Annotated in this window: 20 protein-coding genes; 9 read left to right on the plus strand and 11 right to left on the minus strand. The window is 63.1% G+C overall.

Going from position 1 to position 19,606, the window contains the following annotated elements; translation table 11 throughout:
• Window positions 1-135: 135 nt before the first annotated feature.
• From mpl to hpt, 3 genes are read left to right on the plus strand one after another with little or no spacing between them, the layout of a single operon-like run.
• Entirely contained in the window at window positions 136-1,488 is a 1,353-nt protein-coding gene (gene mpl, locus PVT67_RS03325; protein ID WP_301497802.1) for a UDP-N-acetylmuramate:L-alanyl-gamma-D-glutamyl-meso-diaminopimelate ligase, read from the plus strand.
• Window positions 1,481-2,095, plus strand: coding sequence for a flavin prenyltransferase UbiX (locus PVT67_RS03330; protein WP_301497804.1), 615 nt, complete (start codon window positions 1,481-1,483; stop codon window positions 2,093-2,095). Before mpl ends, PVT67_RS03330 begins: the two co-directional genes overlap by 8 nt.
• 60 nt (window positions 2,096-2,155) lie before the next feature.
• On the plus strand, window positions 2,156-2,686 hold the full coding sequence (gene hpt, locus PVT67_RS03335; protein WP_301497806.1) for a hypoxanthine phosphoribosyltransferase: 531 nt from the start codon (window positions 2,156-2,158) through the stop codon (window positions 2,684-2,686).
• Between the two features lie 39 nt (window positions 2,687-2,725).
• On the opposite strand, the gene PVT67_RS03340 is transcribed toward hpt, so the two are convergent.
• A complete protein-coding gene (locus PVT67_RS03340; protein ID WP_301497808.1) occupies window positions 2,726-3,373 on the minus strand; it encodes a carbonic anhydrase in 648 nt (215 codons plus the stop codon).
• Between the two features lie 112 nt (window positions 3,374-3,485).
• Window positions 3,486-3,755, minus strand: a complete 270-nt coding sequence (locus tag PVT67_RS03345; RefSeq protein ID WP_301497810.1) for an RNA recognition motif domain-containing protein — start codon at window positions 3,753-3,755, stop codon at window positions 3,486-3,488.
• A gap of 328 nt (window positions 3,756-4,083) precedes the next feature.
• On the opposite strand from PVT67_RS03345, the gene PVT67_RS03350 reads away from it, so the two are divergent.
• The 4 genes from PVT67_RS03350 (at window position 4,084) to trmB (ending at window position 9,291) form a co-directional block, all read left to right on the plus strand.
• On the plus strand, window positions 4,084-6,825 hold the full coding sequence (locus PVT67_RS03350) for an EAL domain-containing protein (protein WP_301497812.1): 2,742 nt from the start codon (window positions 4,084-4,086) through the stop codon (window positions 6,823-6,825).
• 110 nt (window positions 6,826-6,935) lie between these two features.
• Complete coding sequence (locus tag PVT67_RS03355) at window positions 6,936-7,874, plus strand: ABC transporter ATP-binding protein (RefSeq protein ID WP_301497814.1); 939 nt, start codon at window positions 6,936-6,938, stop codon at window positions 7,872-7,874.
• On the plus strand, window positions 7,871-8,641 hold the full coding sequence (locus PVT67_RS03360) for an ABC transporter permease (RefSeq protein ID WP_301497817.1): 771 nt from the start codon (window positions 7,871-7,873) through the stop codon (window positions 8,639-8,641). The genes PVT67_RS03355 and PVT67_RS03360 overlap by 4 nt, the downstream gene beginning before the upstream one ends.
• Window positions 8,641-9,291 (plus strand): tRNA (guanine(46)-N(7))-methyltransferase TrmB, encoded by a 651-nt coding sequence (trmB, locus tag PVT67_RS03365; protein ID WP_301497818.1) that lies wholly within the window; start codon window positions 8,641-8,643, stop codon window positions 9,289-9,291. Before PVT67_RS03360 ends, trmB begins: the two co-directional genes overlap by 1 nt.
• Window positions 9,292-9,466: 175 nt before the next feature.
• Here the strand turns inward: trmB and panD are convergent, their stop codons facing one another.
• The 8 genes from panD to sfsA form a co-directional block, all read right to left on the minus strand.
• Window positions 9,467-9,847 (minus strand): aspartate 1-decarboxylase, encoded by a 381-nt coding sequence (panD, locus tag PVT67_RS03370; RefSeq protein WP_301497821.1) that lies wholly within the window; start codon window positions 9,845-9,847, stop codon window positions 9,467-9,469.
• A 94-nt stretch (window positions 9,848-9,941) separates the two neighbouring features.
• Window positions 9,942-10,796, minus strand: coding sequence for a pantoate--beta-alanine ligase (panC, locus tag PVT67_RS03375; protein ID WP_301497825.1), 855 nt, complete (start codon window positions 10,794-10,796; stop codon window positions 9,942-9,944).
• A 12-nt stretch (window positions 10,797-10,808) separates the two neighbouring features.
• A complete protein-coding gene (gene panB, locus PVT67_RS03380; protein WP_301497829.1) occupies window positions 10,809-11,630 on the minus strand; it encodes a 3-methyl-2-oxobutanoate hydroxymethyltransferase in 822 nt (273 codons plus the stop codon).
• Between the two features lie 56 nt (window positions 11,631-11,686).
• A complete protein-coding gene (folK, locus tag PVT67_RS03385) occupies window positions 11,687-12,172 on the minus strand; it encodes a 2-amino-4-hydroxy-6-hydroxymethyldihydropteridine diphosphokinase (RefSeq protein ID WP_301497832.1) in 486 nt (161 codons plus the stop codon).
• A complete protein-coding gene (gene pcnB, locus PVT67_RS03390; protein WP_336407832.1) occupies window positions 12,169-13,518 on the minus strand; it encodes a polynucleotide adenylyltransferase PcnB in 1,350 nt (449 codons plus the stop codon). Before pcnB ends, folK begins: the two co-directional genes overlap by 4 nt.
• A gap of 40 nt (window positions 13,519-13,558) precedes the next feature.
• Window positions 13,559-14,416, minus strand: a complete 858-nt coding sequence (gene gluQRS / locus PVT67_RS03395; protein ID WP_301497833.1) for a tRNA glutamyl-Q(34) synthetase GluQRS — start codon at window positions 14,414-14,416, stop codon at window positions 13,559-13,561.
• Entirely contained in the window at window positions 14,416-14,865 is a 450-nt protein-coding gene (gene dksA / locus PVT67_RS03400; RefSeq protein ID WP_419181025.1) for an RNA polymerase-binding protein DksA, read from the minus strand. Before dksA ends, gluQRS begins: the two co-directional genes overlap by 1 nt.
• 88 nt (window positions 14,866-14,953) lie before the next feature.
• Entirely contained in the window at window positions 14,954-15,649 is a 696-nt protein-coding gene (gene sfsA / locus PVT67_RS03405; protein ID WP_301497835.1) for a DNA/RNA nuclease SfsA, read from the minus strand.
• An 87-nt stretch (window positions 15,650-15,736) separates the two neighbouring features.
• On the opposite strand from sfsA, the gene pepB reads away from it, so the two are divergent.
• Both pepB and PVT67_RS03415 read left to right on the plus strand, forming a co-directional pair.
• Entirely contained in the window at window positions 15,737-17,005 is a 1,269-nt protein-coding gene (gene pepB / locus PVT67_RS03410; RefSeq protein WP_336407799.1) for an aminopeptidase PepB, read from the plus strand.
• 79 nt (window positions 17,006-17,084) lie between these two features.
• Window positions 17,085-19,031 (plus strand): alpha/beta hydrolase family protein, encoded by a 1,947-nt coding sequence (locus PVT67_RS03415; RefSeq protein WP_301497837.1) that lies wholly within the window; start codon window positions 17,085-17,087, stop codon window positions 19,029-19,031.
• A gap of 30 nt (window positions 19,032-19,061) precedes the next feature.
• Here PVT67_RS03415 and thpR read toward each other — a convergent pair whose 3' ends face one another.
• Window positions 19,062-19,580, minus strand: coding sequence for an RNA 2',3'-cyclic phosphodiesterase (gene thpR / locus PVT67_RS03420; protein WP_301497839.1), 519 nt, complete (start codon window positions 19,578-19,580; stop codon window positions 19,062-19,064).
• Window positions 19,581-19,606: the final 26 nt, after the last annotated feature.

Consider the following 19,606-nt stretch of genomic DNA (forward strand, 5'->3'; position numbering starts at 1 on the left):
GGCTGAATTGAGGCGCGGCCATGATAAACGATTTCGTTTGCCCCTCACAGGGTGGGCCTTGCGGTGGTGGTTCAGCTTCCCCCCAAGCCCCTTGCTGGTACACTAAGCGCCAGTCTTCCTTTGTCGAAAAGCAGCATGCACATACATATCCTCGGGATCTGCGGCACCTTCATGGGCGGCCTGGCGCAACTGGCCAGGGAGCTGGGCCACAAGGTCACAGGCTCTGACCAGAACGTCTATCCCCCCATGAGCACCCAACTGGAGGCGGCCGGCATCAGCCTCACCGAAGGTTATGACGTGGCCCAGCTCGAGCCGGCCCCGGACCTGGTGGTGATCGGCAACGCCATGAGCCGCGGCAACCCCTGTGTGGAGGCGGTGCTCAACAAGGGTATCCCCTATGTGTCAGGCCCCCAGTGGCTCTATGAGGCGGTGCTCAAGGACCGCTGGGTGCTGGCCGTGAGCGGCACCCACGGCAAGACCACCACCACCTCCATGCTGGCCTGGATACTGGAAGAAGCCGGCCTCAAGCCCGGCTTCCTGGTGGGCGGGGTGCCGGCCAACTTCGGCTTCTCTGCTCGCCTCGGCGACGCTCCCTTCTTCGTGGTGGAGGCGGACGAGTACGACACCGCCTTCTTCGACAAAAGATCCAAGTTCGTCCACTACAGGCCCCGCACCCTCATCATCAACAACCTGGAATTCGACCACGCCGACATATTCCCGGATTTGGCCGCCATCCAGCGCCAGTTCAACCACCTGCTGCGGATGGTGCCGGGCCAGGGCCTGGTGATAGGGCCGGCGGACGACGCCAACCTGGCCGACACCCTGGCCCAAGGCTGCTGGACCCCCTTCCTCAAGCTGGGGGAAGACCTCAAGGCCGAGCTGATCAAGGGCGACGGTAGCCAGTTCACAGTGCTGGGCGGCGAGGAGCGGGTGGAAGTGCAGTGGGAACTGGTGGGCATGCACAACGTCCATAACGCCCTGGCGGCCCTGGCCGCGGCCCGCCATGCCGGGGTGCCGCTCAAGGTGGCGGCCGAGAGCCTGGGGCGCTTTGAGAACGTGGCCCGGCGCCTGGAGCTGCGCGGCGAGCGGGCCGGGGTCAGCGTTTTTGATGATTTCGCCCACCACCCCACCGCCATCGCCACCACCCTCGATGGCCTGCGCCGCAAGGTGGGGGGCCAGCGCATTCTGGCGGTGCTGGAGCCGCGCTCCAACACCATGAAGGCCGGGGTCCATGCCGACCAGCTCAACGCCGCCGTCAAGGCCGCCGACAGGGTGTTCTGGTTCGAGCCCCAGGGCCTCAAATGGTCCATCAAGGATCTCTGCCGTGACTCCCAGGTGCCGGCCAGCTACAGCGACAGCGTCGACGAACTGGTGGCCATGCTGGTGCGGGAAGCCAGGGCAGGGGACCACATACTGGTGATGAGCAACGGCGGCTTCGGCGGCATCCACCAGAAACTGCTCGACGCCCTGGAGGCCGGCCATGACTAAGGCCCTGACGTTGGCCATCACCGGTGCCTCGGGGGCACCCTATGCGCTGCGCCTCATCGAGTGCGTGCTGGCCGCCGGCTGGCAGCTGCACCTCTTGATCTCGTCGGCGGCCAAGGTGGTGCTGGCCACCGAGACCGATCTCAAGATCCCGGCCAAGCCCGAAGGCGCTGAGGCCTTCCTGACCGAGCATTTCCAGGCCCGGCCCGGCCAGCTCAAGGTCTATGGCAAGGACGACTGGTTCTCCCCCGTGGCCTCGGGCTCGGCGGCGCCAAAACAGATGGTGGTGCTGCCCTGTTCCACCGGCACCCTCTCTGCCATAGCCCAGGGCGCTTCGGACAACCTCATCGAGCGGGCCGCCGACGTGGTGCTCAAGGAGCAGGGCAAGCTGATCCTGGTGCCGAGGGAAACGCCCCTGTCCGCCATCCACCTGGAGAACATGCTCAAACTGGCCAGGCTGGGGGTCTGCATCATGCCGGCGGCGCCCGGTTTCTACCATGAGCCCAAGGAGATCAAGGATCTGGTGGATTTCATGGTGGCCAGGATCCTCGATCACATCGGCATAGAACAGGGGCTGGTGCCCCGCTGGGGCTACGGCCACGGGCAATAGGGCTTTGGTGGCGGCCCGCATTGGCGTATCCTTGCCGCCCCCGAACCTTGGGAGACAGAGATGAAACACAGGTTGGAAAGGCTTATCAGCGAAGCGGACGTCAAGGCCCGCGTTGTGGCCATGGCCAGGGAAATTGAAGCCTGCTACGGCCCGGACGAAGAGATACTGCTGGTGGGGCTGCTGCGCGGCTCTGTGGTATTCCTGGCGGACTTGGCCCGCGAACTGAAGCTCCCCTGCGAATTCGATTTCATGACGGTGTCCAGCTACGGCAGTTCCATGGAGTCCAGCCGCGACGTCAAGATCAAGAAGGATCTGGACGAAGACATCGCCGGCCGCCATGTGCTGATCGTCGAGGACATCATCGACACCGGCAACACGTTGTCCAAGGTGGTCAAGGTGCTTCAGACCCGCGATCCCAAGAGCATCCGGCTCTGTACCCTGCTGGACAAACCTTCCCGCCGCGAGGTGGAAGTGCCGGTGGACTTCATCGGTTTCTCCATCCCCGACCAGTTCGTGGTGGGCTACGGCATCGACTGGGCCCAGAAATACCGGAACCTGCCCTATATCGGCATGGTTACCCTGCTGGAATGAAAAAAGGCCGCTCATCGAGCGGCCTTTTCTTATGGGGGCTTACTCGCTGAAGTAGCTGCCCAGCACCTTGTCGCGGGCCGGCACTATGTCGTCCTGGCTCTTGATGGTCAGGCCAAGCTCCGCCAGCTCGCCGTCTGCCACGCCATAGATCCAGCCGTGAACCGACAGCTTCTGGCCTTCGGACCAGGCCTTTTGCACCGCCGGTGAGCGGGCGACGCGGCACACCGCTTCCAGCACATTCAGCTCGCAGAGCCGGTTGGCCTGTTCGGCCAAGGTCAGGCCTTCCAGCAGGGCACTGTGGCGCTCGGCCACTTCCTTGAGATCCAGCAGCCACTGGCCGAGGCTACCTTCGGCGCCGCCTTGCAGGGCGGCCATGACGCCACCACAGCCGTAGTGGCCACAGACGATCACGTTGCTGACCTTGAGGGCGCCGACGGCAAAGTCGATCACCGCCTGGCAGTTGATGTCGGTGGTCAGCACCTGGTTGGCCACGTTGCGGTGCACGAAAAGCTCGCCCGGCAGCAGGCCGGTCAGCTGTTCGGCAGGCACGCGAGAGTCGGCGCAGCCTATCCACAGCAGATGGGGATTCTGACGTTCAGCCAGGCGTTCGAAGAAAGCGGGGTCGCTCTGGCGCATCTGGTGCGCCCATTCCCTGTTGTTGGCAAGCAGGGTTTGTGGATCTTTCATCGGGATCTCTCGTCAGCACGGTCGGGCCAGTGTACTGACAGGACGCCATCGAACAAAGCCGAGCAGTGCTATTTACAACAGTCGGGCGCCTAGGGCGCCCGAACAGGGATCATCAGAAACGGCGGGGGCGACTTTGTTGCTCGCGGGGCTTGGCTTCGTTGACCACCAGGCTGCGGCCTTCGAATTCCTGGCCGTTGAGGGCCTTGATGGCAGCTTCGCCCATGGCTTTGTCGGCCATTTCTACGAAACCGAAACCACGGGAGCGGCCGGTTTCCTTGTCTTTCACGATATGGGCACGCTGTACTTCACCGTACTGGCTGAAAAGTTGAGCCAGGGCGTCGGCTTCCACGCGGAAGGACAGGTTGGATACGAACAGGTTCATCGATCAATCTCACAAAGTCGCGCTATTGCATCTGTACCATCGCAGTCCCGACCAATAGCACGCCAATGTCCGGAAAGGATGAACACCGCCAAGGCCCTGGGGCGGCGGCGTCAGGCCTAATATAGCTCAAATATCAGGCCGTCAAAATGAATATTTGGGGTCCGGGCCGCGGCGCGCCAGGCCCCGTCCTGTGGGCATTCCCGGCGGCTTTTGGGGTAGATGCTATGCTTGGCTCAGCCGGTTGACAGGTACAGCCGTACCAGTTTCATTTCACCACGGAGGTAAGGCCATGGTAGGCACGCGGCTACAGCGGCAGACGAAAACCAGATTGGTATTGCCGTTGCTGCTGCTGGCCTTTGCCATTTCCCTGCTCACCGCCTGGCTACAGCACCACGCCGACCTCCGCTTGGAACAAAAGACCAGCCAGCGCCATGGCGAGCAGGTGGCCGACCTGGTCGCCTTGGCCGTAGATAAAGTCCTGGCACTGTCTCCAAGGCAATACCAGCAGGCCTTGAACGCGGCCGGCGGCACGGCCCGCCAGGCGTTGCTGGTCAAGAACGGCCTGGTGCTGGCCAGCCTGCAAGGCAACCTTCAAGGCCAGGCGCTGGACCAGTTGCCCGAGGGGCTGGGCCCACTGCCATCCTTGCCCCAGGCCGGTGCCAAGACCTTTCACCTGGATAACCAATCCCTCTTCGTGAGGCCCTTGGCGGCCGGCGTCAGCCTGCTGCTGTGGACGGATACGGCGCCCCTGGCCGAGCGCGGCACCGCCTCCTTACTGTCTATCGTCGCCGGCGTCAGCCTGCTGGCGGCGTTGGTCATGCTCATCAGCCTGCGCAGGACCTTGTTCCAACCCCTCGAAAAGCTGTTGGAGACCCTACACCGACGGGTGGCGGGGGACCATGATGCCAGGGTCGGTGCCCTGGAGGAGGGGGAGCTGGGCCTGCTGGGGTTGTGGCTGGACAAGGTGCTGGAAGAGGAGCAGGAGGTCGAGAACAGGTTGCAGCAGATCAGGCTGCAAAGCGAGGAACAGGAGATACTGTTCAGGCGCATTTTCAAGATCATGCCGGACTTGGTCTCCATCACCCGCCTTTCCGATGGCCGCCTTATCAACGTCAACGAGCGCTGGGAACAGGTGACAGGCTGGCGCCGGGAAGAGGCCTTGGGCCATACCACCCTGGCGCTGGGGCTCTGGCGGAGCCCGGCCGAGCGCCAGCAGCTGATGTTGCAGCTCAAGGACAAGCTCATGCAAAGCTGCAGGTTCAATTTCCTGAACCGCTGGGGGGACTTGGTCGAGGTGGAGGCCTCTGGCTGTGTCTTCGAGGAGCAGGGGGAGTCTTACCTGTTGTTGTCCTTTCGGGACATCGGCGAGCGGCTGCGCAAGGAGCGGGATCTGCGGCTCCTGGCCCAGGTGGTGGAGGTGAGCCTGGACGGGGTCATGATCACCGACGCCAACCAGCACATATTGGCGGTCAACAGCGCCTTCAGCTGCATCACCGGCTACGCCCCCGAGGAGGTCATAGGCCAACTGCCGAACATCCTCAATTCCGGCATCCAGGACCAGGCCTTTTACCAGACCATGTGGGAAAAGATTAACCTGGATGGGCTCTGGCAAGGGGAGATCTGGAACAAGCGCAAGTCGGGTGACGTCTATCCCCAATGGCTGAGCATCAGGGCCGTCAAGGACGACCAGGGCGAGGTGCTGCATTATGTGGGGGTCTTCTCGGATCTCAGCGATCGCAAGGCGGCCGAGGACCGCATCGCCTTCCTGGCCTTCCATGACCCCCTGACCGGCCTGCCCAACAGGACCCTGCTGGTGGACAGGTGCGAACAGGCCTTGCTGCAGGCCAAAAGGGACGGCCATTGCCTGGCCCTCATCTACCTGGATCTGGACAGGTTCAAGGCCGTCAACGACAGCCTGGGCCATGACATTGGGGACACCCTGTTGAATGAGGTGGTTGCGCGCATCCAGCCGTTGTGCCGGGACGGGGACACCCTCTCTCGCCAAGGGGGGGATGAGTTCCTGCTGTTGCTGCCGCGCATCAATGAAACCAGCCAGGTGGAACTGGTGGTGGAGCGGATCCTGGCGGCCATGAGCGAGCCTTTCCTCGTCGGTGGCCACCGGCTCTGGATCAGCACCTCCATCGGGGTCGCCGTCTACCCGGACGATGGGGACAACGTCTCGCAACTGCTGCGCAAGGCCGACACCGCCCTCTACCATGCCAAGGACAGCGGCCGCAGTACTTTCAGCTTCTTCACCCGGGACATGGACAAGGATCTTTCCGACCGGCTGCAGTTGGAGTCCGCCCTCAAGGACGCCATAGGCACCGACCAGCTGTGTCTCCACTACCAGCCGCAGATCCACATCGCCAGCGGCCAGATCATCGGCGTCGAGGCGCTGATGCGCTGGAACAGCCCCACCCTGGGCCAGGTATCCCCCGCCAAGTTCATCCCCCTTGCCGAAGACACCGGCCTCATCATGCCCCTGGGGGCCTGGTCGTTGCAGGAAGCCTGCCGGCAGCTGGCCACCTGGCGCTTGCAGGGCTTTGACGGCACCATGGCCGTCAACATCTCGGTGCGCCAGTTGATCCGTCCCGATTTCTTCGACCTGCTGGAGGCGGCCCTGGCCCAGAGTGGCCTCCCTGCCGACCGCCTGGAGCTGGAACTGACCGAGAGCCTGATGATGGACAACGTGGAGGCCAGCCTGGAGGTGGTGCGCCGGCTCAAGGCCCTGGATGTCACCCTCTCCATCGACGACTTCGGCACCGGTTATTCCAGCCTGAGCTACCTCAAGCGCTTTGCCGTGGACAACCTCAAGATCGACCAGAGTTTCATCAAGGGCCTCTCCGATGAGGGCCAGGCCCGTTCCCTGGTCAGGGCCATAGTCCAGATGGCCCACAGCCTGGACCTGCAAGTGGTGGCCGAAGGGGTGGAGACCAAGGAACAACTGGCTATTCTCAAAGCCGAGAAGGTCGATGTGGCCCAGGGCTACCTGCTGGGCAGGCCCATGGCGGCCGAGGCTCTCAGTGAACTACTTGCCAGCCAGTTGCTGCCCCTGCCGGCATTGCAATAGGGGCAAACTGGTATGGTGTACCTTGGGCCGGCCCTTGTCGGCGTCGCTTTCCCTTGCCTCCTTTCATCGATAGATATGCGTATAATGGCCGCATTCAATCGGGAGGAACCATGTCTTCAAGTCCCATTGCGCTGGATATCAGCGGCCTCAAAAAGACCTACAAGAGCGGCACCCAGGCCCTCAAGGGCATCGATCTCAAGGTGAACCAGGGGGACTTCTTCGCCCTGCTGGGCCCCAACGGTGCCGGCAAGTCCACCACCATCGGCATACTGGCATCCCTGGTCAACAAGACAGAGGGCCAGGTGCACATCTTCGGCCATGATCTGGTCCAGGACCCCGTCTCGGCCAAGAGCGCCCTGGGCCTGGTGCCCCAGGAATTCAACTTCAACCAGTTCGAGACGGTGCTGCAGGTGGTGGTCAACCAGGCCGGCTACTACGGTGTGCCCCGCGCTAAGGCGCTGGCCAAGGCCGAGCAGCTGCTCAAGGAGCTGGATCTCTGGGGCAAGAAGGACGCCCGCACCCGCGAACTGTCCGGCGGCATGAAGCGCCGGCTGATGATAGCCAGGGCCCTGGTCCACGAGCCCAAGCTGCTGATCCTCGACGAGCCCACCGCCGGCGTCGACATCGAGATCCGCCGCTCCATGTGGCGTTACCTGCGCCAGCTCAACGAGGAAGGGCTGACCATCATCCTCACCACCCATTACCTCGAAGAAGCCGAGATGCTGTGCCGCAACATCGCCATCATCGATCACGGCCGTATCATCGAGAACACCAGCATGAAAGGGCTCTTGTCCAAGCTCAACACCGAGACCTTCATCCTGGATCTGGCTCAGGTTGAAGCCGCGCCCAAGCTGGAAGGTTTCGAAGCCAAGCTGCTGGATGACCACACCCTGGAGGTGCAGGTGGAGAAGAGCGCCGGCCTCAACCCCCTCTTTGCGCAGCTCTCGGCCCAGGGGGTGGAAGTGCTTTCCATGCGTAACAAGGCCAATCGCCTCGAAGAACTCTTTGTCAGCCTGGTCGAGAACGGCCGCAGTGGAGGTCAGGCATGAACAGCCGCAACCGTATCGCCCTTACGTCCATCGTCTACAAGGAAATCAACCGCTTCATGCGCATCTGGGTGCAGACCCTGGTGCCGCCGGCCATCACCATGACCCTCTACTTCATCATCTTCGGCAGCCTGATCGGCAGCCGGGTGGGCAAGATGGGCGGTTATGACTACATGGAGTTCATAGTGCCCGGCCTCATCATGATGTCGGTGATCACCAACTCCTATTCCAATGTGGCGTCGAGCTTCTTCTCCGCCAAGTTCCAGCGCTTCATCGAGGAGATGCTGGTGGCACCTGTGCCCAACAGCATCATCATTCTCGGCTTCGTGGCCGGCGGCATGGCCCGTGGTTTGCTGGTGGGGGCCATAGTGACAATGGTGTCGCTGTTCTTCGCCCACATCCAGATCCAGCATCCGCTGGTGGTGGTGATCACCGTCATCCTCACCTCCTTGCTGTTCTCCCTGGGAGGGCTGCTCAACGCCGTCTTCGCCAAGAGCTTCGACGACATCTCCATAGTGCCCACCTTCATCCTGACGCCCCTGACCTACCTGGGCGGCGTCTTCTATTCCATCAGCCTGCTGCCGGCCTTCTGGCAGGGCCTGAGCCACATCAACCCCATCCTCTACATGGTCAACGCCTTCCGTTACGGCTTTCTCGGCACCGCCGATATCGCCCTCTGGCAGGCCTTCTCGGTGCTGGGGGTGATGATAGTGGCCATGTATGCCCTGGCCCACTACCTGATCAAGAACGGCGTCGGACTTCGTCACTGATGCCGGCCCGGGCGGTCACCAGCAACCAGCAGAGCCTGCATGAACGGCTGCTGGAGCTGGTGCGCCGCCACCTGGATACGCCCTTTCAAAAACCCTTTGCCCAGCACAGCCTGGCGGCCCTGGCGGCTTTCAGAGCCTGGCGGGATCCAACCCGGCCACTGGTGCTGGACAGCTGCTGCGGGGTAGGGGAGAGCACGGCCCTGCTGGCGGCTCGTCATCCAGGGGCACAGGTGCTGGGGGTGGACAAGTCCGCCCACCGCCTGGCCAAGCACCGCCATGGCGGGGATGAGGGCGACCTGTTGCTGCTGAGGGCCGATCTCAACGATCTCTGGCGGCTGCTGGCCGAGGAGGGCGTCAGGCCCTCCCACCACTACCTGCTCTATCCCAATCCCTGGCCCAAGGCCGCCCATTTGCAAAGGCGTTGGCATGGCGGCCCCGGCTTCCCGGCGTTGCTGGCCCTGGGTGGTCAGTTGCAGCTGCGCTCCAACTGGCTCCTCTACGTGGAGGAGTTCGCCGCCGCCCTCGAGCTGGCCGGCATCGCCAGCCGGCTGTCGGAGGTGCTGGAGGCACCCATCACTCCCTTCGAGCGCAAATACCTGGCGGCTGGCCAGCAGTGCTGGCGATTGGACGCCGACCTGTCCCGAGGCTAGCCTTGGGGTAAGAACAGGGGAGGCACTATGAAAGACTTGATAAAAGTGAAGATCCTGGTCCTGTTTTGGGGGATCTCGGTATTGCTGGCCTTGGAGGGGGTCTATCTCTGGGCCATGATGGAATAATAAAAAACGCCGGCAGGAAGCCGGCGTTTTTCATGGTCCAGGGCCCTTATCAGGCGACTTGGACGGGGATGTCCTTGCTGGTCCGCACTATGTTGTTCTGGGCGTCCAGGTAGACCAGGCTGGGCTTGTGCTTCAGCGCTTCGTCGGTGTCCAGGCGCACGTAGGCACAGATGATGACTCGGTCACCCTGCTTGGCCTTGTGGGCGGCGGCACCGTTGACGGAGATCACCTTGGAGCCACGCTCGCCGCTGATGGCGTAGGTGGTAAAGCGCTCACCGTTGTCGATGTTGTAGATCTGGATCTCTTCGTATTCCAGAATGCCGGCAGCGTCCAAAAAGTCCTGGTCGATGGCGCAGGACCCTTCGTATTCCAGTACCGAGTGGGTAACCCGGGCCTGGTGCAGCTTGCCTTGCAGCATCACTCTTTGCATGGCTTCAAAACCCTATTTCTCATCGCGCCCTTGGCTAAAACGTGACCATTTTACCACGCTTGCCAGAAAGTCGGCGCAATATAAACCAAATGCCTTATGCCTGCAAATCCACCAGCAGGTTGTCGATGAGACGGGCCTTGCCCAGATAGGCGGCCACCAGTATCACCAGTGTCTGGTCCTGCGTATCGGCAGGGGCCAGGGAGTCGGCATTGAGGATATGGAGGTAGTCCGGCTTGAGGCCGGCCTGCTCCAGCTTTTCACGGCCCTGGGCGACCAGGGCGGCAAAATCCTTGTTCCCGTCGGCCAGGCTGGCGCCAAGGCCTTCCAGGGTGGCGTAGAGGGCCGGAGCCTTGGCCAGCTCTTCGGCGGTCAGGTAACCGTTGCGGGAGCTCAGGGCCAGGCCGCTGTCGGCCCGTACCGTCGGCACACCCACTATGTCCACCGGCATGGCCAGGTCGTCCACCATGTGGCGGATGACGGCCAGCTGCTGGTAGTCCTTCATGCCGAAGCAGGCGATGTCGGGTTGGACCAGGTTGAGCAGCTTGCAGACGACGGTGGCCACGCCGCGGAAATGGCCGGGACGGGTCTGGCCACAGTACAGTTCGGAGATCCCGGGCACTTCCACCTTGGTGTGGCCGTCCATGCCATGGGGGTAGAGCACCTCGACACCGGGCATGAACAGCAGGTCGACCCCCTCTTCGAAGAGGGCGGCGCTGTCTTCCTCCGGGGTGCGGGGATAGGAGGACAGATCTTCACCGGCCCCAAACTGCAGGGGGTTGACGAAGATGGAGACCACCACCCGGTCGGCCTGGAGCTTGGCTTCCCTGACCAGGGTCAGGTGGCCTTCGTGGAGGTTGCCCATGGTGGGGACCAGGGCGACTCGCTCACCTTTCTGGCGCCAGGCCTTTACCTGGGCGCGCAGATCCTTAACGGAATGCACTGTGCGCATTCGACGGCTACCTCAATCAAACGAATGCTCGGCCGCAGGGAAACGCCCCTCGGCCACGTCGGTGACGAAACGGCTGACGGCGCTTTGCATGTCACCGGTTTCGATCAGGAAATTCTTGGAGAACTTGGGAATATGGCCGGCGCTGATGCCGAAGAGGTCGTGCATCACCAGCACCTGGCCGTCGGTATCGGGGCCGGCGCCTATGCCGATCACCGGGATCCGCAGGGCCTGGGTCACGGCCTTTGCCACCTTCTGGCTGACACACTCTATGACCAGCAGCTGGGCGCCGGCCGCTTCCAGGGCCTTGGCTTCACGCAATATGCGCTCGGCATCTTCCACCGTCTTGCCCTGCACCTTGTAGCCGCCCATCAGGTGTACGGACTGGGGCATCAGGCCGATATGGGCACAGACAGGGACGCTGCGCTCCACCAGGGTTTTGATGGTGTCACAGAGCCACTCGCCCCCTTCCAGCTTGACCATCTGGGCGCCGGCGCGCATCAGGGTGGCGGCGTTCTCGCAGGCCTGCTGAGGGGTGGCGTAGCTCATGAAGGGCATGTCGGTAACCAGCAGCGCGCTCTGGCTGGCGGCGCGCACGCAGCGGGTGTGGTAGGCCAGCTCCTCGATGGTGACGCCGAGGGTGTCGTCCTTGCCCTGGATGACGTTGCCCAGGGAGTCGCCGACCAGCAGCACCTGCACACCCTGTTCGTCGAAGAGTTTGGCGAAGCTGGCGTCGTAGGCGGTGAGGCTGGAGAACTTCTCCCCCTTCTCCTTCATCTTCAGGAGGCTGGCGGTGGAGATGCGCTTTCGCAGCGCGGCTTCGTTGACTTTGCTCATGACATGACCTTCAGAGCGAAATTAGGGCGATTACTCTAACCCAAGGCGTCCCCTTGTCAAAGGGGCTCGGCGACCTTGGCCAGGGCCTCGGCTTCGGGCACCAGGGCTGCCAAGGGTTGTCCATCTGGTAGTACCAGTTCGGGAGCCAGTTCCCAGAGCGGCAGCAGCACGAAGTCCCTGTCCTTGAGCCCATAGTGTGGCACTTGGAGCCTGGGCAGATCGAGCCGTTGGTCGCCGAAGAGCAGCAGGTCCAGATCCAGGGTGCGTTCCCCCCAGCGGCGCTGGCGCACCCGGCCTTGGCGCTCTTCTATGGCCTGCAGGGCGTCCAGCAGGGCCAGAGGCTCCAGCCCGGTTTCCAGGACTGCCACGGCGTTGACGTAATCGGGTTGGTCCTGGGGGCCCATGGGCTTGGAGGCATAGAAACTGGAGCATTGGAGCAGGCGGCTTTGTGGCAGGGCCGCCAGGTGGTGCAAGGCCTGCCAGAGCTGGCGGGCCGGGGCGTCCAAGTTGGCCCCCAGCCCGATAAAAGCGAGGCTACTCATGCCTGGGTCTGGGGAGCCCTGGGGCGGCGTTTGCGGGGCTTGCGGCGCTTGGGTCCCTTGGCCTCGAAGAGGCCGGATACCAGGTGGCGGCGGCCGGACTCATCCTCAAGCTGGTACTGCTGCCACCACTGGGCCAGGGCCTTGATCTCCTTGCCTTCCACCTCGCCGCGCATCTCCAGGAAGTCGAAGGCGGCGCGAAAGCGTGGGTGTTCGAAGAGCCGTTCGGCACGGCGGCCGGCGCGCTTGTCCAGGCGCAGCTGCAGTGTCCAGATCTCGCGGATGGTAGTGGTGAAGCGGCGCGGTATGGCGATGCGCCGGCACTGGTCGTCCAGCACCTCGTTCATGGCCAACTGGTAAGCGTCGTTACTGGGCAGGCCGGATTCCAGCAGTATGTCCTGGGCGCGGATGTCCAGCACAGGCCAGAGCAGGGCGGCAAAGAGGAAGGCCGGGGTGCTCTTCTGGTCGGTGCGGACCCGCTGATCGGTGTTGTCCAGGGCCAGTTCCATGAGGCGGCGGGCCTTGGCATCGTCCAGGTAGGGGGCCAGGCTCGGGAAGAGCCGTTGCAGCAGGCCGTAGTCGGCCAGCATGCGGAAGTTGTCCAGGCCATGGCCGGCCATGAACAGCTTGAGGCACTCCTCGAAGAGGCGGGCGGCGGGGATGTCGTCCAGCAGTGGCGCCAGCTCGCGGATGGGGTTGGCCGTATCCGGGGCTATGTCCATGTCCAGCTTGGTGGCGAAGCGCACGGCCCTCAGCATCCGCACCGGATCTTCACGGTAGCGGGTGGCCGGATCGCCGATCAGCTCGATACGGCGTTCTTCCAGGGCCTGCATGCCGCCGGCGAAATCGACGATGCTGTAGTCGGCGATGTTGTAGTAGAGGGCGTTGATGGAAAAGTCGCGGCGCAGGGCGTCTTCTTCCACCGAGTCGCTGTAGGCGTTGTCCCGCAGCAGCATGCCTTCTTCGGAGCGGGCGGCGTCCGGGTTGTCGGTGAGGCTGCCGCGGAAGGTGGCGACTTCGATGACGTCACGGCCGAAGAGGATATGGGCCAGGCGGAAGCGGCGGCCCACCAGGCGGCAGTTGCGGAACAGTTTCTTGATATCGTCGGGGTGGGCATTGGTGACGATGTCGAAATCTTTGGGGTGCAGCCCCAGCAGCAGGTCGCGCACACCGCCGCCCACCAGGTAGGCCTCGTAACCGGCCTTGTTGAGGCGGTAGAGCACCTTGAGGGCGTTGTCGCTGATGTCCTTGCGGCTGATGTTGTGCTCGTCGCGGGGAATGACGGCACTGGGCTCGCTTTCCTTGCCCCCGACCATACGGCGGCAAAAGTCTATCACTCGGGAAATAATGGCGTTCACCTAACGTGGAACCTGATATTCAGGCCGCAAATCATACCCGAGCCTGGGCCGGTTGAGAATCATCCAGGTGCGACCATTGTGTGACGGCGGCCTTGAGCAGGTCTTCGACGCTGTCGGCTTGCGGCACCTGTTGCCCCAAATGCCAAAGGGCCTGGCGCAGGGCCGGCAGGGGGTTGGCGTCGTCTATGGGGGCGGCGTGGTTCTGCTTGGAGAGCTTCTGGCCGTCTTCTCCCAGCACCAATGGCAGGTGCAGGTAGCTACAGGGGGCGGCCCCAAGGGCCCGATACAGTTGCAGCTGCCAGACGGAGGCTTCCACCAGATCGCTGCCCCGCACTATGTGGGTCATGCCCTGGTCGATGTCGTCCGCCACCACCGCCAACTGATAGGCATAAAGGCCGTCCTTGCGGTGGATGATGAAGTCCTCGGCGGCCAGTGCCTGTGGCACCGTCACCTGACCCTGGGCTCTGTCCCAGAAGCCGGTGATAGGGGCGTCGTTGCGAAAACGCAGGGCGGCGGGCGCGCCTTGAGCCGGTGGGTTGCAGGTGGCACGCAGGTGCAGGCCCTGCTCCTTGAGCTGTTTACGGGTGCAGGCGCAGCGGTAGAGGTGCCCCTGGCTGCCGAGCCTGGCCAAGAGGGCGTCGTAGTCCTGATGGTGGCGGCTCTGGTAGCGCACCTCGCCGTCCCAGTGCAGGCCGAAGGCCTCAAGGGTGCGGAGTATGGCGCTGCTGGCGCCGGGCATTTCGCGGGGAGGATCTATGTCTTCGATGCGGACCAGCCAGCGGCCGCCATGGGCGCGGGCATCCAGAAAAGAACCAAGGGCCGCGACCAGGGAACCCAGGTGCAGCGGCCCTGAGGGGCTGGGGGCGAAACGCCCCACATAGCCGGTCATCAACCGGCCATCTGTTTCTCGCGGATCTCCGCCAGGGTCTTGCAGTCGATGCACAGCTCGGCGGTGGGACGGGCTTCAAGGCGGCGGATGCCGATCTCGACGCCACAGGATTCGCAGAAGCCGTAGTCACCGTCTTCGATGATTTGCAGTGTCTTCTCGATCTTCTTGATCAGCTTGCGCTCGCGGTCGCGGGTGCGCAGCTCCAGGCTGAACTCTTCTTCCTGGGAGGCACGATCGGCCGGATCGGCGAAGTTGGCTGCTTCATCCTTCATGTGGGTCACGGTGCGATCCACTTCTTCCCTGAGCTGGCGACGCCATGCTTCGAGGATCTTGCGGAAATGCGCAAGTTGAGCCTCGCCCATGTACTCTTCGCCTGGCTTCTCTTGATAAGGCTCTACACCGGCGATCGACAGGACCCCCAGGGAGCTTTTCTTCTTGGTTTCAGCCATGCTGACTCTCCTAATCATCAGGATGATGTGAGCCTTCAGCTCGTTTAAGGCGGCTATCTATAACAGATAGTCACCGTCAGGACAACGCCTAGACGACGACTTTAACCGCTTTGTCAAGGTCCATGCCTTCGGTGGTGATCCTCGCCTTGTATGCCAGCACCTTAACGCCTCTCTGTATCACCTCCTTAAGCCTTTGAGCATAGACCGGATCGATATGTTCAGCCGCCCTGACCTGGGTAATACCGGTGTGCATCACCGTAAACAAAAGTGCCGCTTCTTCCCCTGCCTCTACCTTGGCGGCCAGGGCGTCCAGATGCTTGAGGGCGCGCTGGCTGACGGCGTCGGGAAAGGCGCCCATGCCGTCGCCCAGATGCAGGGTTACGCTTTTGACTTCCAGCCAGAGGCGCCGGCTTTGGCCTTCCAATAGAAAGTCGACCCGGCTGCCGGCGCCGTCGGGCTGTTCGGGCAGGATACGCTCGGCCCAGGCCAGCTCCTTGATGCGACCCGCCTGCAAGGCTTCTTTTACCAAGGCGTTGGCCCGGGCCGTGTTGATGCAAATCAGGTCGCCATCCTTTTCGGTCAGCTCCCAGCTGCCCGGCAGCTTCTTTCTGGGGCTGGGGTCATGGCGATACCAGATGGTGTCGCCCGTTTCGCCGCAGCCGGTCATGGCGCCGGTGTTGGCGCAGTGGATGGTGAGCTGGCCACGTTCGCCGTCGATGTCGGCCAGGAAGCGCTTGTAGCGCTTTTGCAGTGTGGCCCTTTCCAGGGGGGGCTGAAACTTCATGTGGCCTCTCTGGGTTCGTCTTTGCCGCTAGTGTATTATCTTTGCCCTTCCTATTTACCCCGTTCGCCGTCCAGAAGGAGTAACCCGATGAGTGACTGGTTGAAGGTTAACCTGACCAAAGATGCTGCCGAAGCCCACTGGGGCGACAAGGCGCTGCTGAGCTTTACCGGCAATACCGCCACTGTGCATGCCACCGAGCGCCGCCGCGTCCAGCAGGCCGGCCGCCGTCTGCGCAGCCAGGGCATCACCCAGGTACAGCTGGGGGAGGGCTTCGACCAGGAACTGCAGTGGGCCTTCGCCGAAGGCTTCATGTCCACCCTGGGTGGCGAGCAGATCCGCTGGGCCGGCGACGATGCCGAACTGGACGCCCGCCTCAAGGTGGCCCGCTGGGTAAGGGACATCACCAACAAGGGCCCTGAGCAGAAGTCTCCCCAGGTGCTGGCTTCCGAGGCCGCTTCCTTTATCAGCGCCCTGGGCGGCGACAAGGTCAGCTACAAGATGATCTCCGGCGAGGCCCTCAAGGACGCCGGCTGGACAGGCCTTTACAACGTGGGCCGCGGCTCTGTGCGCCCGCCGGTGATGCTGGTGCTGGATTACAATCCCGGCGGTGAAGAAGCTCCCGTGGCCGCCGCCCTGGTGGGTAAAGGCATCACCTTCGACTCCGGCGGCTACTCCATCAAGGCCTCCGAGGGCATGCTCAACATGAAGGCCGACATGGGCGGCGCCGCCATGGTCACCGGTGGCCTGGCCCTGTCGATCCTGCGCGGTCTGGACAAGCGGGTGCGGCTCATCCTCTGCTGCGCCGAGAACCTCATTTCCGGCCACGCCTACAAGCTGGGTGACATCTTCACCTACAAGAACGGCACCACTGTCGAGATAGTCAACACCGACGCAGAAGGCCGTTTGGTGCTGGCGGACGGCCTGCTGATGGCCGGCGAGTCCGGCGCGCCACTGATCATGGATGCCGCCACCCTGACCGGCGCCGCCATGACCGCCGTCGGCAGCAACTACAACGCCCTCTTTGCCCTGGACCAGGAGGTTGCCGGCAAGGTGCTGGCCATCGCCAGCGGCGAAGCCGAGCCGGCCTGGCCCCTGCCCCTGGAGCCCTTCCACCAGAACGAGTGCCCCAGCAACTACGCCGACACCGCCAACAGCCGCCCGGTCAAGGGGGGCGGCGCCGGTGGGGCCTCCAATGCCGCCGGCTTCCTGTCCCGCTTCGTACCCAATGGCGGCAAGGGCTGGGTGCACCTGGATCTGGCAGCTTGCTTCAACAACAACGAGAACGGCCTCTGGGCCGCCGGCGCCACCGCCCGGGGGATCAGGACAGTCGCCCGCAGCCTGCTGGATCTCGCTTGATTGAGTTGTTAAAAAACAAGGGATTGTTTCCCTTGTTTTTGTTAATTTCCCTGAGTTGTTGTTTTACAGGGAAAAATTCATGACAAGGATGCTGCTGTTTTTGGCGTTGCTGTGCCCTGCCGTATTGGCGGCGCCAGCAGCGCCGCCTCCCAGTTTGGGCGACTTTGCCCGTCAAGCCCGATTCCAGAACATCAAGATCTCCCCAGGGGGCCAATACCTGGCCGCCGCCATGGAGAAGGACGACGGTACCGTCGGCCTGGTGGTGCTGACCCGCAAGGAACCCAGGAAGGTGTTGTCTCGCCTGGACTTCAACGGCCGGGATTCCCTGGCCCATTTCTACTGGGCCAACGACGAACGCCTGGTGATGACCTTAACCCATGCGGACGGTTCCCTGGACAGGCCCTTGGAGACGGGTGAGATCTACGCCATGAATGCCGACGGCTCCCGGCGGCTGATGCTCTTTGGGGAACGCGCTCCCCGCCAACCGCTGAAGGCCTGGGCCGAGATCATCGACTGGTTGCCCAAGGATCCCGAACAGATACTGGTAGCAGCCCAGCCCTTCAAGACAGGGGATCTGTCCTATCCCACCGTCTACCGCCTCAACATCTATTCAGGACGCCAGATCCAGGTGACCCGGCCCCCGGTCAAGGGCACCCACCTGGTGGCCGACCACCAGGGCAACGTGCGCTTCGCCGTGGGGGCCGACCTGGCCCATGACAATGAAACCCTGGTGGCTTACCGGGACAAGAACGGCGATGAATGGCAGAGGCTGGTGTCCTTCAACGAGGCCGAAGGGGGCTTTATCCCCCTGCGCTTCATGGCCGATGACAAGCGGGTGCTGGGCTTGTCCGACAGGGGCGCCCAGACCCGGGGTCTGGTGATCTACGACCCCGCCACCGGCAAGGAGCAGTTGCTCTACCGCAACCCCAAGGTGGATGCCGAACCGCTGTTCGACTTCCAGGGCAGCCTGCCAGGTGGGGTTATAGGGGCCAGGGTGGAGGATAAGCTCCCCCAAGTGGTCTTCTTCGACGGCGGCGGTAATAGCGATTACGCCCGGGACCTCGATGCTTTGATGGCTGCCTTTCCTGGCAGCCGGGTGGATATCACCTCGGCCACCCGGGACGGCCAGGTGCTGGTGGTGGCGGTGAGCGGGGACAGGACGCCAGGGGACTTCTACCTCTTCGAACGCAAGGCCAAGGAGGTCAGCTTCCTGCTCAGCGCCAGACCCTGGCTTGAGGCAGGGCAGTTGGCCAAGACCCGTCTCATCCATTATCGGGCCCGTGATGGCCAGGAGATACAAGGCTACCTGACCCTGCCCAAAGGCGAGGACAAGGCGCTGCCTCTGGTGCTGATGGCCCATGGTGGCCCAGACGAGGTGAGAGTCGGCTGGGGTTACAACAGCATGGTGCAGGTACTGGCCAGCCGAGGTTATGCCGTCTTCCAGCCCAACTTCCGCGGCTCAGGTGGTTATGGCAAGGCTTTCCAGCAGGCGGGTTACCGTCATTGGGGCAGCCTGGTCATAGACGACATGACAGACGGTGTCCGCCAGCTCATCAAGGACGGTACCGTGGACGGCTCCAGGGTCTGCAGCCTGGGGGGCTCCTTCGGCGGCTATGCGGCTGTGATGAGCGCGGAAAGGGAGCCGGAGCTCTACCGTTGCGCCATCGGCTATGTGGGCATCTACGATCTGCCGCTGCTGTTCGACAACCCCGGCCTCTTCACCGGCCAGGGCGCCGAGAACTACCGCAAGAAAGTGCTGGGTGAGGATGAGGCCGCCCTCAAGGCGCAATCACCCATCCATCTGGTGGACAGGCTCAAGGGGCCGGTGTTGATCATCGCCGGCGGTCAGGACGATATAGCCCCCATAGATCATGCCGAAGAGCTGAGGGATGCCATGAAGGCGGCCGGCAAGCCCTTCGAGTGGTATGAAGAGCCCACCGAAGGCCATGGTTTCTACCTGCCGGAGCACAGGGAAAAGCTGTTCAAGAAGGTATTGGCCTTCTTGGACAAGAACATCGGCCACTAAGCCTCTGTCCATGATGCGAAAAGGAGGGCGTCAACCCTCCTTTTTTTGTGCTTGTGGCAAGCTGGCGATCTCCTGGTAGCGACCGGCGGCAGACTCGAAGAGGGCAAAGTGCTCAGCCCTGAGGTGCAAAGCCGGCGGGGGCAGCAGCGGTTCCATGGGCCTGTGGGCGCCCCTGGCCAGGGTCAGGTGGGGCTGGTAGCGGCGATGGTCGGCAAAGCCCCCCACGTTATTGGATATGGCCTGCAGCTCGGCCGCCAAGGCCATCAGTGCCTCCGGTGGCTGGCTGGGGGCTAGGAAGGCGATGCCGGACCTTGGCCACTGGCCGAAGCTGTCCAGCACCAGGTCGAAAGGGGCGAAGGGCAAGGCGGCGGCCAATGCCAGGGCCCCGGCCATGGCCGCTGGTGAGAGGCCGCCGACGAAGGCCAGGGTCAGGTGGAAGTTGGCCACCGGCACCGGCTTGCGGATGGCCGGCAGGGCTTGTTCCCGCCACTGGGCCAGGGCCGTCTTGTCCGCCTCGCCGAGGCTCAGGCCGAAGAAGAGTCGCTTCATCACCGTGTTACAATGCCTCCATCACT

Source organism: Gallaecimonas kandeliae (genome assembly GCF_030450055.1).
Taxonomy (GTDB): Bacteria; Pseudomonadota; Gammaproteobacteria; order Enterobacterales; family Gallaecimonadaceae; genus Gallaecimonas; species Gallaecimonas kandeliae.

Coding starts and splice junctions, on each gene's coding strand:
- hpt (WP_301497806.1), top strand. CDS start 2,156: ATGAAACACAGGTTGGAAAGGCTTATCAGCGAAGCGGACGTCAAGGCC.
- panC (WP_301497825.1), bottom strand. CDS start 10,796: ATGCGCACAGTGCATTCCGTTAAGGATCTGCGCGCCCAGGTAAAGGCC.
- trmB (WP_301497818.1), top strand. CDS start 8,641: ATGCCGGCCCGGGCGGTCACCAGCAACCAGCAGAGCCTGCATGAACGG.
- PVT67_RS03415 (WP_301497837.1), top strand. CDS start 17,085: ATGACAAGGATGCTGCTGTTTTTGGCGTTGCTGTGCCCTGCCGTATTG.
- panD (WP_301497821.1), bottom strand. CDS start 9,847: ATGCAAAGAGTGATGCTGCAAGGCAAGCTGCACCAGGCCCGGGTTACC.
- PVT67_RS03345 (WP_301497810.1), bottom strand. CDS start 3,755: ATGAACCTGTTCGTATCCAACCTGTCCTTCCGCGTGGAAGCCGACGCC.
- folK (WP_301497832.1), bottom strand. CDS start 12,172: ATGAGTAGCCTCGCTTTTATCGGGCTGGGGGCCAACTTGGACGCCCCG.
- PVT67_RS03355 (WP_301497814.1), top strand. CDS start 6,936: ATGTCTTCAAGTCCCATTGCGCTGGATATCAGCGGCCTCAAAAAGACC.
- gluQRS (WP_301497833.1), bottom strand. CDS start 14,416: ATGACCGGCTATGTGGGGCGTTTCGCCCCCAGCCCCTCAGGGCCGCTG.
- pepB (WP_336407799.1), top strand. CDS start 15,737: ATGAGTGACTGGTTGAAGGTTAACCTGACCAAAGATGCTGCCGAAGCC.
- PVT67_RS03330 (WP_301497804.1), top strand. CDS start 1,481: ATGACTAAGGCCCTGACGTTGGCCATCACCGGTGCCTCGGGGGCACCC.
- thpR (WP_301497839.1), bottom strand. CDS start 19,580: ATGAAGCGACTCTTCTTCGGCCTGAGCCTCGGCGAGGCGGACAAGACG.
- panB (WP_301497829.1), bottom strand. CDS start 11,630: ATGAGCAAAGTCAACGAAGCCGCGCTGCGAAAGCGCATCTCCACCGCC.
- PVT67_RS03360 (WP_301497817.1), top strand. CDS start 7,871: ATGAACAGCCGCAACCGTATCGCCCTTACGTCCATCGTCTACAAGGAA.
- PVT67_RS03340 (WP_301497808.1), bottom strand. CDS start 3,373: ATGAAAGATCCACAAACCCTGCTTGCCAACAACAGGGAATGGGCGCAC.
- mpl (WP_301497802.1), top strand. CDS start 136: ATGCACATACATATCCTCGGGATCTGCGGCACCTTCATGGGCGGCCTG.
- sfsA (WP_301497835.1), bottom strand. CDS start 15,649: ATGAAGTTTCAGCCCCCCCTGGAAAGGGCCACACTGCAAAAGCGCTAC.
- dksA (WP_419181025.1), bottom strand. CDS start 14,865: ATGGCTGAAACCAAGAAGAAAAGCTCCCTGGGGGTCCTGTCGATCGCC.